Source organism: Pseudomonas putida, from assembly GCF_001976065.1.
GTDB classification, from domain to species: domain Bacteria; phylum Pseudomonadota; class Gammaproteobacteria; order Pseudomonadales; family Pseudomonadaceae; genus Aquipseudomonas; species Aquipseudomonas serbica.
Window position 1 is genome coordinate 228,539 of sequence record NZ_MNAH01000004.1, and the last position, 16,094, is coordinate 244,632.

The window sequence follows — 16,094 nt, forward strand, 5'->3', positions numbered from 1 at the left end:
CCCAATGGCCGAGCGTCTCTGTAGGTGTCTTACTGCGGCAAAACAGCGGCAAACCCCGGAACATGGGCCTGTATCGCGTTCAGCAGTTCTTCCTTGCTGAAAGGTTTGGTCAGGAACTGGTCAGAGCCGACGATGCGCCCCTTGGCCTTGTCGAACAGTCCGTCCTTGGACGACAGCATAATCACTGGCGTGGACTTGAAGGCACTGTTGTTCTTGATTAAAGCGCAGGTCTGATAGCCATCCAGGCGCGGCATCATGATGTCGACAAAGATGATGCCGGGGTGGTGATCGGCGATCTTGGCCAGGGCATCGAAGCCATCGATGGCCGTGATGACCTCACAACCCACGTTCTTGAGCAGTGTTTCGGCGGTGCGACGAATCGTCTTCGAGTCGTCGATCACCATGACCTTCAAGGCGCTGGGTTGCTGTTCCATAGTGGCTCTACCGTCGCCTTTAAGAATCTATTTGTCCATTTGCGGGCCATCGAGGACTCGAAACCCTTGATGTTCAAGGGCCGGCACGACATGGGAGCCTTTTTAGCACAGTCTCCTAATCCAATCTATCGGCCGGCCCTGGCAGTGGTTTTTCCTTGACCGGGAACACACTCAGCGCCACTCTGACGCCACTTTTATATGGTCCTTCGGCCTGATCTTCTGTAGGAGCAAGCTGGCTCCTACAGGTCGACATCAGCCCCAAATCTTGAGGAAACACCCATGAGCGTTCGTGTCGGGATTGTCATGGATCCTATCGCCAGCATCTCCTATAAAAAGGATAGCTCGCTGGCCATGCTGCTGGCCGCACAAAAGCGCGGTTGGGAACTGTTCTACATGGAACAGCGCGACCTGTACCAGGCCGAAGGCCAGGCTCGGGCGCGGATGCGTCCGCTGAAAGTGTTCGCCAACCCGGAAAAATGGTTCGAGCTGGAGGCCGAGCAGGACGCCCTGCTGAGCGATCTGGACGTGATCCTGATGCGCAAGGATCCGCCCTTCGACATGGAATTCGTCTATTCCACCTATCTGCTGGAACAGGCCGAAAGTGCGGGCGTGCTGGTGGTCAACAAGCCGCAGAGCCTGCGCGACTGCAACGAAAAGCTGTTCGCCACGCTGTTCCCGCAGTGCACGCCACCGACCGTCGTCAGCCGTCGTCCGGACGTACTGCGCGAATTCGCCGACCATCATGGCGATGTGATTCTCAAGCCGCTGGACGGCATGGGCGGGTCGTCGATCTTCCGTCACACCGCCGGCCACCCGAACCTCTCGGTGATCCTCGAAACCCTGACCCTGCACGGCCAGCAGCAAATCATGATCCAGGGCTACCTGCCGGCCATCGTCGATGGCGACAAACGCATTTTGATGATCGACGGCGAACCGGTGGACTACTGCCTGGCGCGCATTCCCGCCGCTGGCGAAACCCGTGGCAACCTCGCCGCCGGTGGCCGCGGTGAAGCTCGCCCATTGACCGAGAAGGATCGCTGGATCGCGGCGCAAGTCGGCCCGACCCTGCGTGAAAAAGGCCTGTTGTTCGTCGGCCTCGATGTGATCGGCGAGCACCTGACCGAAATCAACGTCACCAGCCCGACCTGCATCCGCGAAATCGACAATGCCTTCGGCACCGATATTGGCGGCATGCTGATGGATGCCATCGATCAGAAGCTCAAGGCCCGTTGAAAAGCCAAACCAACATTGCGTTATCATGCGCGGCCTGTGAAAACGCGATGTTGGTTTCCTTGTCATGACCCTTCCGTCCGATCTGCCTCCCGAACTCGCCCATTACGGCGTGCGCCCGGCCGATCGCCTCGGTTTTACCCTGTTCCTGGCGGCACTGATCCACCTGGCATTGCTGTTGGGCGTCGGTTTCACGATGGTCGAGCCCAAGCAGATCAGCAAAACCCTGGAAATCACCCTCGCCACCTTCAAGAGCGAAAAAAAGCCGGACAAGGCCGATTTCCTCGCCCAGGAAAATCAGCAAGGCAGCGGCACCCTGGACAAGAAGGCGATCCCCAAGACCACCGAGATAGCCCCTTTCCAGGACAACAAGGTACAGAAAGTCACGCCACCGCCGGCGGCCAAGCCGGAACAGCAGGAAGCCCCGCCCAAGGCTGCCGTGACCACCGTCGCGCCCAAACCGAAGAAAGCCTCGGCGAAAACCGAAGAACCCAAGCCCGTCACCAAGCCTGCGGTAGCCGCACCGACGTTCGACAGTGAACAACTGTCCAGCGACATCGCCAGCCTCGAAGCCGAACTGGCCAACGAACAACAGTTGTACGCCAAGCGCCCGCGCATCCACCGCCTGAGCGCCGCCTCGACCATGCGCGACAAGGGCGCCTGGTACAAGGACGAATGGCGCAAGAAAGTCGAGCGCATCGGCAACCTCAATTACCCTGACGAAGCCCGGCGCAAGCAAATCTACGGCAATTTGCGCCTGATGGTTTCGATCAATCGGGACGGCTCGCTGTATGAAGTGCTGGTGCTGGAGTCGTCCGGGCAACCGCTGCTGGATCAGGCGGCCCAGCGCATCGTGCGCCTGGCGGCGCCGTTTGCACCGTTTACCGGGGACCTGTCGGACATCGATCGCCTGGAAATCATCCGCACCTGGAAATTTGCCCGCGGCGACCGCCTCTCCAGCAACTGACCAGCAAAAATCCCTCTGTGGGAGGGGCTTGCTCGCGAAGGCGTCGTGCCAGTCGAGATTAATCTTGGATGACACACCACTTTCGCGAGCAAGCCCGCTCCCACATGTATCTGTGCCGTTCTTGGGATTTGCGGCATTTCCTGTGCATCCCCAGCTTGTCAGTTCGCCCCTCCAACGCCACACTAGCGCTCATGAAAAACGTCAGCCCCAGCTACCTCAAGCATCACTTCCTGATCGCCATGCCTCACATGGCCGACCCGAACTTTGCGCACACCTTGACCTACATCGTCGAGCACACGGCCAATGGTGCCATGGGGCTGGTGGTCAACCGTCCGCAGGACCTGAACCTGGCCGATATCCTCGAGCAGTTGCGGCCGGATATCGAACCGCCAGCGCTGTGCCAACACGTGCCGATCTTCATCGGCGGGCCGGTGCAGACCGATCGCGGTTTTGTCCTGCACCCCTCGGGCCAGAGTTTTCAAGCGACCGTTGATCTGGAAGGCGATCTGTCCCTGTCGACATCCCAGGACGTGCTCTTCGCCATCGCCGACGGTGTCGGCCCGGCGAAAAGCGTCATCACCCTGGGTTACGCCGGTTGGGAAGCCGGGCAACTGGAGGCCGAACTGGCGCAAAACGCCTGGCTGACCTGCCCGTACAATGCCGACATCCTGTTCAACACCAGCAGCGAGCAGCGCCTGGAAGCGGCGGCCAAACACCTGGGCGTCAACCTCAGCCTGCTCACTAGCCAGGCGGGGCACGCCTGATGGCCCTGCGGTTGATTCTGGGATTTGACTACGGCACCAAACAGATCGGCGTTGCGGTTGGCCAGGTGATTACCGGCCAGGCCCGCGAGCTGTGCACCTTGAAGGCACAAAACGGCATTCCCGACTGGGATCAGGTCGAAGCGCTGATCAAGGAGTGGAAACCCGACGCCGTGGTGGTCGGCCTGCCACTGAACATGGACGGCACGCCCAGCGACATGTGCGCCCGCGCGGAAAAATTCGCCCGGCGCCTGAACGGTCGCTTCAACCTGCCCTTCTACACCCACGATGAACGCTTGACCACCTTCGAGGCCAAGGGCGAACGCCTGGCCCGGGGTGGGCAGAAAGGCAGTTACCGCGACAATCCAGTCGATGCCATAGCCGCCGCACTGCTGCTGCAAGGCTGGCTCGACGAGAACAGCGCATTGTTCCAATCCCAATCCTGAAGAGCCGTCACCCGTCTCTTTTAGCTACAACCCGAGCCACCCAGGCAACGACCCGGCTCGGGCCCAAGAAGGAGCAACCATGAGCCTGCCCAATCCCGCCGAGCTGATCAGCCAGATGGCGATCCGTCTCAAGGCACACCTGGAACACCGTGGCATCAGCGAACCGCGCTACATCGGCATTCGTACCGGTGGCGTGTGGGTTGCCCAGGCCCTGCTCAAAGAACTGGGCAGCGCTGAACCGCTTGGCACACTCGACGTTTCCTTCTACCGCGACGACTTCAGCCAGAACGGCCTGCACCCGCAAGTACGCCCGTCGGCCCTGCCGTTCGAGATCGAAGGCCAGCACCTGGTGCTGATCGACGACGTGCTGATGAGCGGGCGCACCATACGCGCCGCCTTGAATGAACTCTTCGACTACGGTCGCCCGGCCAGCGTGACACTGGTGTGCCTGCTGGACCTGGACGCCGGGGAACTGCCGATCCGCCCGAACGTAGTAGGCGCGACCCTGTCCCTGGCAGCCCACGAGCGGGTGAAGCTGTCGGGCCCGGAACTCCAGCTCGAACTGCAAGACCTCGCCCTTTAATTCGCCCTATTGAGAGTCCCCCTCGCGATGACGCCTTTAGATACCAAGCGCCCGCTGCAGCTCAATGATCAGGGCCAGCTGCGCCATTTCCTTTCGCTCGACGGTTTGCGCCGCGAGTTGCTGACGGAAATCCTCGACACCGCCGACTCTTTCCTCGAAGTCGGCGCGCGAGCCGTGAAGAAAGTCCCGCTGCTGCGCGGCAAGACCGTGTGCAACGTGTTCTTCGAAAACTCGACCCGTACCCGCACCACCTTCGAACTGGCGGCCCAGCGCCTGTCGGCAGACGTGATCACCCTGAACGTGTCGACATCGTCGGCGAGCAAGGGGGAAACCCTGCTCGACACACTGCGCAACCTGGAAGCCATGGCCGCCGACATGTTCGTCGTGCGCCACGGTGATTCAGGCGCCGCGCACTTCATCGCCGAACATGTTTGCCCGCAAGTGGCGATCATCAACGGTGGCGACGGCCGTCATGCCCACCCGACCCAGGGCATGCTCGACATGCTCACCATCCGTCGGCACAAGGGCGGCTTCGAAAACCTGTCGGTGGCCATCGTCGGCGACATCCTGCACTCGCGGGTTGCGCGCTCGAACATGCTGGCCCTGAAAACCCTGGGTTGCCCGGACATCCGCGTGATTGCGCCGAAGACCCTGCTGCCGATCGGCATCGAGCAGTACGGCGTGAAGGTCTACACCGACATGACCGAAGGCCTGAAAGACGTAGACGTGGTGATCATGCTGCGCCTGCAGCGTGAGCGCATGACCGGCGGCCTGCTGCCGAGCGAAGGCGAGTTCTACCGCCTGTTCGGCCTGACCACCGCGCGCCTGGCCGGCGCCAAGCCCGATGCCATCGTCATGCACCCGGGGCCGATCAACCGTGGTGTGGAAATCGAGTCGGCGGTCGCCGACGGCCCGCACTCGGTAATCCTCAACCAAGTGACCTACGGCATCGCGATTCGTATGGCCGTGCTGTCCATGGCCATGAGCGGGCAGACTGCGCAGCGCCAATTCGAACAGGAGAACGCCCAGTGAAGCTCAGCATTCTCGGCGCCCGCGTCATCGATCCGGCCACCGGCCTGGATCAAGTTACCGATATCCATATTGAAGCCTGCAAGATCGTCGCCATTGGCGCCGCGCCAGCCGGCTTTGTCGCCGTCGACACCCTCGACGCCAAAGGCTTGGTGGCCGCCCCCGGCCTGGTCGACCTCAACGTCGCCCTGCGCGAACCGGGCTACAGCCGCAAAGGCTCGATCGCCAGCGAAACCCGCGCGGCCGCTGCCGGCGGCGTCACCAGCCTGTGCTGCCCACCCAAAACCAAACCGGTACTGGACACCTCGGCCGTCGCCGAACTGATCCTCGACCGCGCCCGCGAGGCTGGCAACACCAAAGTCTTCCCTATCGGCGCCCTGAGCAAAGGCCTGGACGGCGAGCAACTGGCCGAACTGGTTGCCTTGCGCGATGCCGGCTGCGTGGCCTTCGGCAACGGCCTGGAGAGTTTCCGCAATACCCGCACCCTGTGCCGGGCGCTGGATTACGCGGCCACCTTCGACCTCACGGTGATCTTCAACTCCCAGGACCACGACTTGGCAGAAGGCGGACTGGCCCATGAAGGCCCGACCGCGAGCTTCCTCGGCCTGCCAGGTATTCCGGAAACCGCCGAAACCGTGGCCCTGGCCCGGGATCTGCTGCTGGTTGAACAAACCGGCGTGCGTGCGCACTTCAGCCAGCTCACCAGCGCTCGGGGTGTAGCCCTGATCGCCCAGGCCCAGCAGCGCGGCCTGAAGGTCACGGCGGATGTCGCGCTGTACCAGTTGATACTGACCGACGAAGCACTGATCGACTTCAGCAGCCTCTATCACGTCCAGCCACCGCTGCGCACCCGTGCCGACCGTGATGGTTTGCGTGCAGCAGTGAAGTCAGGCGTGGTCTCGGCCATCTCCAGCCACCACCAGCCTCACGAGCGCGACGCCAAGCTGGCGCCGTTCGGCGCCACCGAGCCAGGCATCAGCAGTGTTGAACTGCTGCTGCCGCTGGCGATGACACTGGTAGAAGACGGCTTGCTCGACCTGCCGACGCTGCTGGCGCGCCTCAGCACCGGCCCTGCCGAGGCGCTGCGCCTGCCGGCGGGCAAGCTGGCGGTGGGTGGCGCGGCGGATATCGTGCTGTTCGACCCTGCGGCCTCGACCGTGGCCGGCGAGACCTGGTTGTCCAAGGGCGAGAATTGCCCGTTCCTGGGTCATAGCCTGCCGGGCGTGGTGCGCTACACCCTGGTGGACGGACGGATCAGCCACCAGGCTTAAAACCGCGTCGCCTGCATTCGCGAGCAGGCTCGCTCCCACACATTGTGGGAGCGGGTTTGCTCGCGAAGACTGACTAAAAAGCGCCGCGATTCTGGGCGTTACGCACGGAAACCTGATCATTCAGTGTCCAGAAGTCATACAACACCCCCAGAAAGAACAACCCGCCCGTCACCAGGTACAGCAACCCGCTGATCCACTTCCCCTGATACATCCGGTGCACACCGAATACCCCGAGAAACGTCAGAAGGATCCACGCCACGTTGTATTCGATTGGCCCAGCGGTAAACCGCAGGTCCGCTTCACGGTCCATGGTCGGAATCAGGAACAGGTCGATCAGCCAGCCAATACCCAGCAAACCGAAGGTGAAAAACCAGATCGTCCCGGTCACCGGCTTGCCGTAATAAAAGCGATGAGAGCCGAGAAAGCCGAAAATCCACAACAGGTAACCGATCACTTTGCTGTGGGTGTCTTGGTGCGGGACGGGCGCTTGATAGGTGTTCATGGATGACCTCGATTCACACGATAGATAAATATTCTTTAAATCTTTGTGACTTTTTTACGAGCAGCCGACGTATGGCAAATGTTACCTTCTCTCGCGCCAAACCCTTATAGCATCGGGCTTCTGTCCGACAATAGCGTCCATTTACCGCTTATTTGGTTCCGTTGCCCCCCAGGTTTATCGACCAACGGCCCCGGAATAGACAAAAAAGCTGTTATAAAGTTGCGCGCTAACACATACGAGCCCTGCCTAATGCGTCCATTTTTCAAGACATGGCTAACCATTTGCCTATTATTGCCTCTGGCCGCCCACGCCACCAATCGTGAGCAACGTCTTCCGAACGTTAATGGTTACACCCCAAAATCCCATGCTTCCGCTCCTTCGAGTAAAAGCAAGAAATCGGTCAAAACAGCTCCGCAACTGGTCAGCAAAAGCAGCCTGGTGCCGCCGATGGCGACCCGGGAAAGCAGCAACGTGCTGAGCCGCGCCGTCAACGTCCTCGGTACGCCGTACCGCTGGGGCGGCAGCAGCCCGAGCAAAGGCTTCGACTGCAGCGGCCTGGTGAAATACGCGTTTAACGACGCCACGTTTGACCTGCCACGTACCTCCAATGCCATGGCCAGCGGTCACGGCGAGAAAGTCGATCGCGACGATTTGAAACCGGGCGACTTGATTTTCTTCAACATCAAGAGCCGTCGAGTCAATCATGTTGCCATCTACCTGGGCAACGACCGCTTTATCCACGCACCACGCCGTGGCAAGTCGGTGAGCATCGACACCTTGAAGAAACCGTACTGGGAAAAACACTACGTAGTGGCCAAGCGGGTTCTGCCGAAAGAACAGAATGCGATGCGGGTTGTGCAACGCTGATTACAGCTGCTGAAATCTACTTCGGATGTAATGGCCTCTTCGCGAGCAAGCCCGCTGCCACATTGGAATGCATTCCCCTGTGGGAGCGGGCTTGCTCGCGAAGGCGTCTTTGAAAGCGCCACACCGTCGCCTCAAAAATTATCCGGCGAGCGCGCTTTCTCCCGCGCCTGATCGCGACTGACCAAGCCCTTGGTCACCAGGTCCTTCAAACCCATGTCCAGCGTCTGCATACCCAGCGACCCGCCTGCCTGAATCATCGAGTACATCTGCGCCACTTTGTCTTCTCGGATCAGGTTACGGATCGCCGACGTCCCGAGCAGGATCTCGTGGGCCGCCACCCGCCCGCCACCAATCTTCTTGACCAGGGTCTGGGACACCACCGCCAGCAACGATTCGGACAGCATCGAACGCACCATCGACTTCTCGTCCCCGGGAAACACGTCGATGATCCGGTCGATGGTTTTCGCCGCCGAGGTCGTGTGCAACGTGCCGAACACCAGGTGGCCGGTCTCGGCGGCGGTCAACGCCAGGCGGATGGTCTCCAGATCACGCATCTCCCCCACCAGGATCACGTCCGGGTCTTCGCGCAGGGCCGAACGCAAGGCTGTGGCGAAACTGTGGGTATCGCGATGAACTTCACGCTGATTGATCAGGCATTTGCGCGACTCGTGGACGAACTCGATAGGGTCTTCGATAGTGAGGATGTGGTGATGACGGTGGCTGTTCAGGTAATCGATCATCGCGGCGAGGGTGGTGGACTTGCCGGACCCCGTCGGGCCGGTCACCAGCACCAGGCCGCGGGGTGCATCGGTCATCTTGCGAAACACTTCGCCCATGCCCAGCTCTTCCATGCTCTGGACCCTGGAGGGGATCGTGCGAAACACCGCTCCGGCGCCGCGACTCTGGTTGAAGGCATTGACCCGAAATCGCGCAACGCCAGGCACCTCAAAGGAAAAGTCGGTTTCCAGGTGCTTTTCGAACGCCACCCGTTGCGCGTCGTTCATGATGTCGTAGATCAGCGCCTGCACCTCCTTGTGTTCCAGGGGCGGCAGGTTGATGCGCCGCACATCGCCATCGACGCGGATCATCGGCGGCAGGCCTGCCGACAAATGCAGGTCGGATGCGCTTTGTTTGGCGCTGAACGCCAGCAACTCAGTGATATCCATAGCACCCCTCAATTCCAGTAGAATGCCGCCAACCTCAGACCGCTGGCGCCTCTTGAATGTCCACGATAGCAGACAACATTGAACGGGTTGGTTCACGCATCCGTGCCGCCGCCCTCGCCGCCCACCGCGATGAAAACAGCGTCCAGTTGTTGGCCGTGAGCAAGACCAAACCCGCCCAGGCGCTGCGTGAAGCCCATGCCGCGGGCCTGCGCGACTTTGGCGAGAACTACCTGCAGGAAGCCCTGGGCAAGCAGCTTGAACTGAGCGACCTGCCCTTGATCTGGCACTTCATCGGCCCCATTCAATCGAACAAGACTCGTGCAATCGCCGAGCACTTCGCCTGGGTGCATTCGGTGGATCGCCTGAAAATCGCACAACGCCTGTCGGAACAACGGCCCGCCGAATTGCCTCCGCTGAACATCTGCATCCAGGTCAACGTCAGTGGCGAAGCGAGCAAATCCGGCTGCACGCCGGCAGACTTGCCGGCCCTGGCCAACGCCATCAGCGCCTTGCCGCGCCTGAAGTTGCGCGGGCTGATGGCGATTCCCGAGCCGACTGAAGATCGCGCCGCCCAGGATGCCGCTTTCGCTGCCGTGCAAAACCTGCAGGCCAGCCTGAACCTGCCACTCGACACACTTTCCATGGGCATGAGCCATGACCTTGAGTCCGCCATCGCCCAAGGCGCCACTTGGGTCCGTATCGGTACGGCCCTGTTTGGCGCCAGAGATTACGGTCAACCATGACCTCCATTTATAAGGACCTGACATGAGCAAGACACGTATTGCCTTTATCGGTGCCGGCAACATGGCCGCCAGCCTCATCGGCGGCCTGCGGGCCAAAGGCCTGGAAGCGGCGCAGATCCGCGCCAGCGATCCGGGCGAAGAAACCCGCGCCCGCGTGAGCGCCGAACATGGCATCGAAGTGTTCGCCGACAACGCCCAGGCCATCGACGGCGCCGATGTGGTCGTGCTGGCAGTCAAGCCCCAGGCGATGAAGACTGTCTGCGAAGCCATTCGCCCAAGCCTGAAACCCGGGCAACTGGTGGTGTCGATTGCCGCCGGCATCACCTGCGCCAGCATGAATAACTGGCTCGGTGCCCAGCCGATCGTGCGCTGCATGCCCAACACCCCGGCGCTGTTGCGTCAGGGCGTGAGCGGCTTGTTCGCCACTGCCCAAGTGAGCGCCGAGCAGCGCCAGCAAGCCCAGGAACTGCTGTCAGCCGTCGGCGTTGCCCTGTGGCTGGACGAGGAGCAGCAACTGGATGCGGTCACCGCCGTTTCCGGTTCAGGCCCTGCGTACTTTTTCCTGCTGATCGAAGCCATGACCGCCGCTGGCGTCAAACTCGGCCTGCCGGCAGACATCGCCGCCCAACTGACCTTGCAGACCGCCCTGGGCGCCGCCCACATGGCAGTGTCGAGTGACGTCGACGCCGCCGAGTTGCGTCGCCGCGTCACTTCGCCTGCAGGCACCACGGAAGCCGCGATCAAATCGTTCCAGGCCAATGGCTTCGAAGCACTGGTGGAAAAAGCCCTGGGCGCCGCCGCGCACCGCTCGGCCGAGATGGCTGAGCAACTCGGTCGCTAATCAGCACTTAATAAGGAATCAACAATGCTCGGACTCAATGACGCTGCCATTTTTGTGATCCAGACCCTGGGCAGCCTGTATCTTTTGATCGTGTTGCTGCGTTTCATCCTGCAACTGGTGCGGGCGAACTTCTACAACCCGCTCTGCCAATTCGCCGTCAAGGCCACGCAACCACTGCTCAAGCCGCTGCGCCGGGTTATCCCGAGCATGTTCGGCCTGGACATGTCTTCGCTCGTGCTGGCCCTGATCGTGCAAATGGCCCTGTTCGCGGTCATCCTGCTGCTCAGTGGTTACTCGGTTGACGTGCTGCTCCTGGCGCCTTGGGCGCTGATCGGCATCTTCGCGCTGTTTTTGAAGATCCTGTTCTGGGCGATGATCATCAGTGTGATCCTGTCCTGGGTCGCTCCGGGCAGCCACAACCCGGGTGCAGAACTGGTCCAGCAGATCACGGAGCCTGTACTCGCGCCGTTCCGCCGGATCATTCCGAACCTGGGTGGCCTCGACATCTCGCCGATCTTCGCCTTCATCGCACTGCAATTGCTGCAGAGCTGGCTGATTCCGCGCCTGGCGTACTTCGCGCTGATGCCGAAGGAATTGTTTGGCCTGATCTAAACCGCGTCATCGTTCTTCGCGAGCAAGCCCGCCCCCACATTGGAATGCGTTCCCCCTGTGGGAGCGGGCTTGCTCGCGAATGAAGCGCCTCGGTACAACTGAATGAAATCAGGCCCGGCCTTTGCTTGCCGCTAACTCCACCGGTCTTTAGACTTACGCCTCATTTCAACGAGAGCAGGGTCGATGCCAGCTGCCTTTCCCCCCGATTCTGTTGGTCTGGTGACGCCGCAAGTGGCGCACTTCAGCGAAGCCCTGGCGTTGGCCTGCGGCCGCTCGCTCCCAGCCTATGACCTGATCTACGAGACCTACGGCACCCTGAACGCCACGGCGAGCAACGCCGTGCTGATCTGCCACGCCTTGTCCGGTCACCACCATGCCGCCGGCTATCACAGCCCCGACGACCGCAAACCGGGTTGGTGGGACAGCTGCATTGGTCCCGGCAAGCCCATCGACACCAGCAAGTTCTTCGTGGTCAGCCTGAACAACCTCGGCGGCTGCAACGGCTCTACCGGCCCGAGCAGCATCAACCCGGAGACCGGCAAGCCGTTTGGCGCCGACTTCCCAGTACTGACCGTGGAAGACTGGGTGCACAGCCAGGCGCGCCTGGCCGATCGGCTCGGCATCGCCCAGTTTGCAGCCGTGATCGGCGGCAGTCTCGGTGGCATGCAGGCGATGCAATGGAGCATCACGTACCCTGAGCGCATCCGCCATTGCCTGGCCATCGCCTCGGCGCCCAAGCTGTCGGCGCAGAACATCGCCTTCAACGAAGTGGCGCGCCAGGCGATCCTCACCGACCCCGAATTCCATGGCGGTTCGTTCCAGGAACACGGCGTGATCCCCAAGCGCGGGCTGATGCTGGCGCGGATGGTCGGGCATATCACTTACCTGTCCGACGATTCCATGGGTGAGAAATTCGGTCGCGGCCTGAAAAGCGAGAAGCTCAACTACGACTTCCACAGCGTCGAATTCCAGGTCGAAAGTTACCTGCGTTATCAGGGTGAAGAGTTCTCCGGACGTTTCGATGCCAACACTTACCTGCTGATGACCAAGGCCCTGGACTACTTCGACCCGGCGGCCAATTTCGACGATGACCTGGCGAAAACCTTCGCCGGCGCCACCGCCAAGTTCTGCGTGATGTCGTTCACCACCGACTGGCGCTTCTCCCCTGCCCGCTCGCGGGAACTGGTGGACGCGCTGATGGCCGCGCGCAAGGACGTCTGCTACCTGGAAATCGACGCGCCGCAGGGCCACGACGCCTTCCTGATTCCGATCCCGCGCTACCTGCAGGCGTTCGGCAATTACATGAACCGCATTACGTTGTGAGATAGCCATGAGAGCTGATCTGGAAATCATCCAGGAATGGATCCCCGCCGGTAGCCGCGTCCTCGACCTCGGTTGCGGCGATGGCGAGCTGCTGACCTGGCTGCGCGACAACAAGCAGGTCACCGGCTATGGCCTGGAAAACGACGCGGACAACATTGCCGAGTGCGTGGCCAAGGGCATCAACGTCATCGAGCAGGACCTGGACAAGGGCCTGGGCAACTTTGCCAGCAACAGTTTCGACATCGTGGTCATGACCCAGGCGCTGCAAGCCGTGCATTACCCGGACAAGATCCTCGACGAAATGCTGCGGGTCGGCCGCCAGTGCATCATCACCTTCCCCAATTTCGGCCACTGGCGCTGCCGCTGGTACCTGGCGAGCAAGGGCCGGATGCCGGTTTCCGAATTCCTGCCCTATACCTGGTACAACACGCCGAACATTCACTTCTGCACCTTCGCGGACTTTGAAGCCTTGTGTCGCGAACGTGAAGCCAAGGTCATTGATCGGCTTGCCGTGGATCAACAGCATCGGCACGGGTGGGCCAGTAAGCTATGGCCTAATCTGTTAGGTGAGATCGGTATTTACCGTGTCAGCAGCCCGGGCCTTTCCGACCACAAGGTCGCGGTCTGAATCAGCACATTTCGAGGAGAATGATCATGGGTCGTCTAGCGCTGCTTCTGTTCACCGCCTGCCTGAGCGTCACGGCCGTGGCCGCCGACGCGATCAAGGGCGAACGCCAGGAAAAATTCGGCGACGTAACGGTGCACTACAACACCTTCAACTCCACCTTCCTGACGCCGGACATCGCCAAGGCCGCGGAACTCACCCGCAGCAAGAACCAGGGCGTGATCAACATTTCCGTGCTCAAGGACGGCAAGCCGCAGATGGCCCAAGTCAGCGGTACGGTCAAAGACCTGACCAGCCAGAGTGTGAACCTGAACTTCCGCCAGATCACCGAACAAGGCGCGATCTACTACATCGCCCAGTTCCCGGTGGATCAGCAGGAAACCCGCACCTTCGATATCAAGGTGCAGACCGGCGACAAAATCAACACCATCAACTTCAACCAAGAGCTCTTCCCCGGCGAATGATCAACTTCACGCAACTCGTACTGGCCAGCCACAACGCCGGCAAACTCAAGGAACTCCAGGCCATGCTCGGCGAGTCGGTGCAACTGCGCTCGATCGGCGAGTTCAGCAGCGTGGAGCCTGAAGAAACCGGCCTGTCGTTCGTCGAGAATGCCATCCTCAAGGCCCGCAATGCCGCGCGCATTTCCGGCCTGCCGGCCTTGGCCGACGACTCCGGGCTGGCGGTGGATTTCCTCGGCGGTGCGCCGGGTATCTACTCGGCGCGCTATGCCGATGGCAAGGGCGATGCGGCGAACAACGCCAAGCTGCTCGACGTATTGAAGGACGTGCCTGAAACCGAGCGCGGTGCGCAGTTCGTCTGCGTGCTGGCACTGGTGCGGCACGCCGACGATCCGCTGCCGATCCTCTGCGAAGGCCTGTGGCACGGGCGCATCCTGACCCAGGCCAGCGGTGAACACGGTTTTGGCTACGATCCGTTGTTCTGGGTGCCGGAGCGCGATTGCTCCAGCGCCGAGTTGAGCCCGGCCGACAAGAACCAGATCAGCCACCGCGCCCGTGCAATGGATCTGCTGCGCCAGCGTCTGGGCTTGAAATGACCCGTGAATCTTCCGCGTCGCCGCTGATCTTCGGCGGCGCCGCCCACTCGCCCAGGGCCGCCCTGCCTGTGCTACCGCCCCTGGCGCTGTACATCCACATCCCGTGGTGCGTACGCAAATGCCCGTATTGCGACTTCAACTCCCACACCGCCAGCCCCGTGCTGCCGGAAGAGGAGTATGTCGACGCCTTGCTGGCTGACCTCGACCAGGACCTGCACGCGGTCTATGGCCGTGAGCTGAGTTCGATCTTCTTCGGTGGCGGCACGCCAAGCCTGTTCAGCGCCCGGGCCCTGGGGCGCCTGCTCAAGGGGGTGGAGCAGCGCATAGCCTTTGCCAGCGACATCGAAATCACCCTGGAAGCCAATCCGGGGACCTTTGAACAAGAGAAGTTCGTCGCCTACCGCGCGCTGGGCATCAATCGCCTGTCCATTGGCATCCAGAGCTTTCAACAAGAAAAGCTCGAGGCCCTGGGGCGTATTCACAACGGTGACGAAGCGGTGCGCGCCGCCGGCATGGCCCGTCAGGCCGGTTTTGATAACTTCAACCTGGACTTGATGCACGGCTTGCCCGATCAATCCCTGGACGACGCCCTGAGCGACTTGCGCCAGGCCATCGCCCTGAAACCGACCCACCTGTCCTGGTATCAGCTGACCCTGGAGCCGAACACCGTCTTCTGGAACCAGCCGCCGACACTGCCGGAGGACGACACCCTGTGGGATATCCAGGAAGCCGGGCAGGCGCTGCTGGCCGAACACGGTTACGCGCAGTACGAAGTCTCGGCCTACGCGCAGCCCGGGCGCCCGGCGCGGCATAACCTCAATTACTGGAGTTTTGGCGACTTCATCGGCATCGGTGCCGGTGCCCACGGCAAGCTCAGCCATCCGGACGGGCGCATCGTGCGTACCTGGAAGACCCGCCTGCCGAAGGACTACCTGAATCCGGCGAAAAGTTTCCAGGCTGGCGAGAAAGCGCTGACCAATGACGAGATGCCGTTCGAATTCCTGATGAACGCCCTGCGCCTGACGGCCGGGGTTGAGGCGCAACTGTACCCGGAACGCACCGGGATGACCTTGGAAAGCCTCGCCGAAAGCCGTCGCGAAGCCGAACAAAGCGGCCTGCTGCAGGTCGAACCGTCACGTCTGGCGGCTACCGAGCGCGGACAACTCTTCCTCAACGACTTGCTGCAGAAATTTCTGACATAAGGAAATCGAATGGATTTGGTACTCGACCTGCTCGCCACCGCGTCTCGCTGGAGCCGCAGCAACCTCTCGGAAATCGCCCTCGCCCTGGTAGGTTGCCTGCTGGTGTTGTTCGGCGCGGATTTCAAAGGCTGGGTCGAGCAACGCCTGGGCAGCATCGCCGGCGCCTTGCGCGTACCGCTGATGTCCCTGCTGTGCATGATCGGCAGCGGTGCGGCACTGATCTATGCCACGCCGTGGATCGTCAAGGGTTTGAGCCAGTTCAACAACTACAGCCTGGCGCCGGTGTTGTTGGTGGTGCTGGTGTTGATTGGGGTAGTCGCGGACCGCCGCTGATTTCAGCCACACCCTAAAACAACTGTGGGAGCGGGCTTGCTCGCGAAAGCGGTGTATCAGACAACATTAATGTCGACTGACACGACGCCTTCGCGAGCAAGC

At 61.3% G+C, this 16,094-nt stretch carries 20 protein-coding genes; 17 read left to right on the forward strand and 3 right to left on the reverse strand.

The features are described from left to right. Positions 1-29: 29 nt before the first annotated feature. On the reverse strand, positions 30-434 hold the full coding sequence (gene pilG, locus BKX96_RS16230) for a twitching motility response regulator PilG (protein ID WP_046818327.1): 405 nt from the start codon (positions 432-434) through the stop codon (positions 30-32). A 279-nt stretch (positions 435-713) separates the two neighbouring features. Between pilG and gshB the strand changes: the two genes are divergently transcribed. The 7 genes from gshB to BKX96_RS16265 all read left to right on the forward strand — a co-directional run bounded on the left by gshB (position 714) and on the right by BKX96_RS16265 (position 6,721). Further along, positions 714-1,667, forward strand: a complete 954-nt coding sequence (gshB, locus tag BKX96_RS16235) for a glutathione synthase (protein WP_046818328.1) — start codon at positions 714-716, stop codon at positions 1,665-1,667. Positions 1,668-1,731: 64 nt separating this feature from the next. Continuing rightward, positions 1,732-2,631, forward strand: a complete 900-nt coding sequence (locus tag BKX96_RS16240; RefSeq protein WP_046818329.1) for an energy transducer TonB — start codon at positions 1,732-1,734, stop codon at positions 2,629-2,631. A gap of 191 nt (positions 2,632-2,822) precedes the next feature. Further along, positions 2,823-3,395 carry a YqgE/AlgH family protein gene (locus BKX96_RS16245; RefSeq protein WP_077184699.1) on the forward strand — a complete coding sequence of 191 codons (573 nt, stop codon included), beginning with the start codon at positions 2,823-2,825 and terminating at the stop codon, positions 3,393-3,395. Then, positions 3,395-3,838 (forward strand): Holliday junction resolvase RuvX, encoded by a 444-nt coding sequence (gene ruvX / locus BKX96_RS16250; RefSeq protein WP_046818331.1) that lies wholly within the window; start codon positions 3,395-3,397, stop codon positions 3,836-3,838. Before BKX96_RS16245 ends, ruvX begins: the two co-directional genes overlap by 1 nt. Positions 3,839-3,917: 79 nt before the next feature. Then, positions 3,918-4,421: a bifunctional pyr operon transcriptional regulator/uracil phosphoribosyltransferase PyrR gene (pyrR, locus tag BKX96_RS16255; RefSeq protein ID WP_046818332.1), complete on the forward strand. Its 504-nt coding sequence runs from the start codon at positions 3,918-3,920 to the stop codon at positions 4,419-4,421. 27 nt (positions 4,422-4,448) lie between these two features. Further along, entirely contained in the window at positions 4,449-5,453 is a 1,005-nt protein-coding gene (locus BKX96_RS16260; RefSeq protein ID WP_046818333.1) for an aspartate carbamoyltransferase catalytic subunit, read from the forward strand. Then, complete coding sequence (locus BKX96_RS16265; protein ID WP_077184700.1) at positions 5,450-6,721, forward strand: dihydroorotase; 1,272 nt, start codon at positions 5,450-5,452, stop codon at positions 6,719-6,721. The genes BKX96_RS16260 and BKX96_RS16265 overlap by 4 nt, the downstream gene beginning before the upstream one ends. A gap of 73 nt (positions 6,722-6,794) precedes the next feature. Here the strand turns inward: BKX96_RS16265 and BKX96_RS16270 are convergent, their stop codons facing one another. Beyond that, the gene (locus tag BKX96_RS16270; RefSeq protein WP_046818335.1) at positions 6,795-7,223 is read right to left on the reverse strand and encodes an NINE protein; all 429 of its coding nucleotides are present in this window, start codon (positions 7,221-7,223) and stop codon (positions 6,795-6,797) included. A gap of 249 nt (positions 7,224-7,472) precedes the next feature. Between BKX96_RS16270 and BKX96_RS16275 the strand changes: the two genes are divergently transcribed. Further along, positions 7,473-8,090 carry a C40 family peptidase gene (locus tag BKX96_RS16275; RefSeq protein ID WP_046818336.1) on the forward strand — a complete coding sequence of 206 codons (618 nt, stop codon included), beginning with the start codon at positions 7,473-7,475 and terminating at the stop codon, positions 8,088-8,090. 131 nt (positions 8,091-8,221) lie between these two features. Here BKX96_RS16275 and BKX96_RS16280 read toward each other — a convergent pair whose 3' ends face one another. Next, positions 8,222-9,256, reverse strand: a complete 1,035-nt coding sequence (locus BKX96_RS16280) for a type IV pilus twitching motility protein PilT (protein ID WP_046818337.1) — start codon at positions 9,254-9,256, stop codon at positions 8,222-8,224. 56 nt (positions 9,257-9,312) lie between these two features. On the opposite strand from BKX96_RS16280, the gene BKX96_RS16285 reads away from it, so the two are divergent. The 9 genes from BKX96_RS16285 (at position 9,313) to BKX96_RS16325 (ending at position 15,992) form a co-directional block, all read left to right on the forward strand. Further along, the gene (locus BKX96_RS16285) at positions 9,313-9,999 is read left to right on the forward strand and encodes a YggS family pyridoxal phosphate-dependent enzyme (protein ID WP_046818338.1); all 687 of its coding nucleotides are present in this window, start codon (positions 9,313-9,315) and stop codon (positions 9,997-9,999) included. A 22-nt stretch (positions 10,000-10,021) separates the two neighbouring features. After that, positions 10,022-10,840, forward strand: coding sequence for a pyrroline-5-carboxylate reductase (gene proC, locus BKX96_RS16290; RefSeq protein ID WP_046818339.1), 819 nt, complete (start codon positions 10,022-10,024; stop codon positions 10,838-10,840). Between the two features lie 24 nt (positions 10,841-10,864). Then, on the forward strand, positions 10,865-11,452 hold the full coding sequence (locus BKX96_RS16295) for a YggT family protein (RefSeq protein ID WP_046818340.1): 588 nt from the start codon (positions 10,865-10,867) through the stop codon (positions 11,450-11,452). Between the two features lie 183 nt (positions 11,453-11,635). Beyond that, positions 11,636-12,775 carry a homoserine O-succinyltransferase MetX gene (gene metX, locus BKX96_RS16300; RefSeq protein WP_046818341.1) on the forward strand — a complete coding sequence of 380 codons (1,140 nt, stop codon included), beginning with the start codon at positions 11,636-11,638 and terminating at the stop codon, positions 12,773-12,775. A gap of 7 nt (positions 12,776-12,782) precedes the next feature. Continuing rightward, positions 12,783-13,403 carry a methionine biosynthesis protein MetW gene (gene metW, locus BKX96_RS16305; protein WP_007987819.1) on the forward strand — a complete coding sequence of 207 codons (621 nt, stop codon included), beginning with the start codon at positions 12,783-12,785 and terminating at the stop codon, positions 13,401-13,403. Between the two features lie 26 nt (positions 13,404-13,429). Further along, on the forward strand, positions 13,430-13,864 hold the full coding sequence (locus BKX96_RS16310) for a DUF4426 domain-containing protein (protein WP_046818342.1): 435 nt from the start codon (positions 13,430-13,432) through the stop codon (positions 13,862-13,864). Beyond that, positions 13,861-14,457: an RdgB/HAM1 family non-canonical purine NTP pyrophosphatase gene (gene rdgB / locus BKX96_RS16315; protein ID WP_046818343.1), complete on the forward strand. Its 597-nt coding sequence runs from the start codon at positions 13,861-13,863 to the stop codon at positions 14,455-14,457. The genes BKX96_RS16310 and rdgB overlap by 4 nt, the downstream gene beginning before the upstream one ends. Beyond that, positions 14,454-15,659: a radical SAM family heme chaperone HemW gene (hemW, locus tag BKX96_RS16320; RefSeq protein ID WP_077184701.1), complete on the forward strand. Its 1,206-nt coding sequence runs from the start codon at positions 14,454-14,456 to the stop codon at positions 15,657-15,659. The genes rdgB and hemW overlap by 4 nt, the downstream gene beginning before the upstream one ends. A gap of 9 nt (positions 15,660-15,668) precedes the next feature. Further along, a complete protein-coding gene (locus BKX96_RS16325; RefSeq protein ID WP_008063519.1) occupies positions 15,669-15,992 on the forward strand; it encodes a DUF3392 domain-containing protein in 324 nt (107 codons plus the stop codon). Positions 15,993-16,094 lie beyond the last annotated feature (102 nt).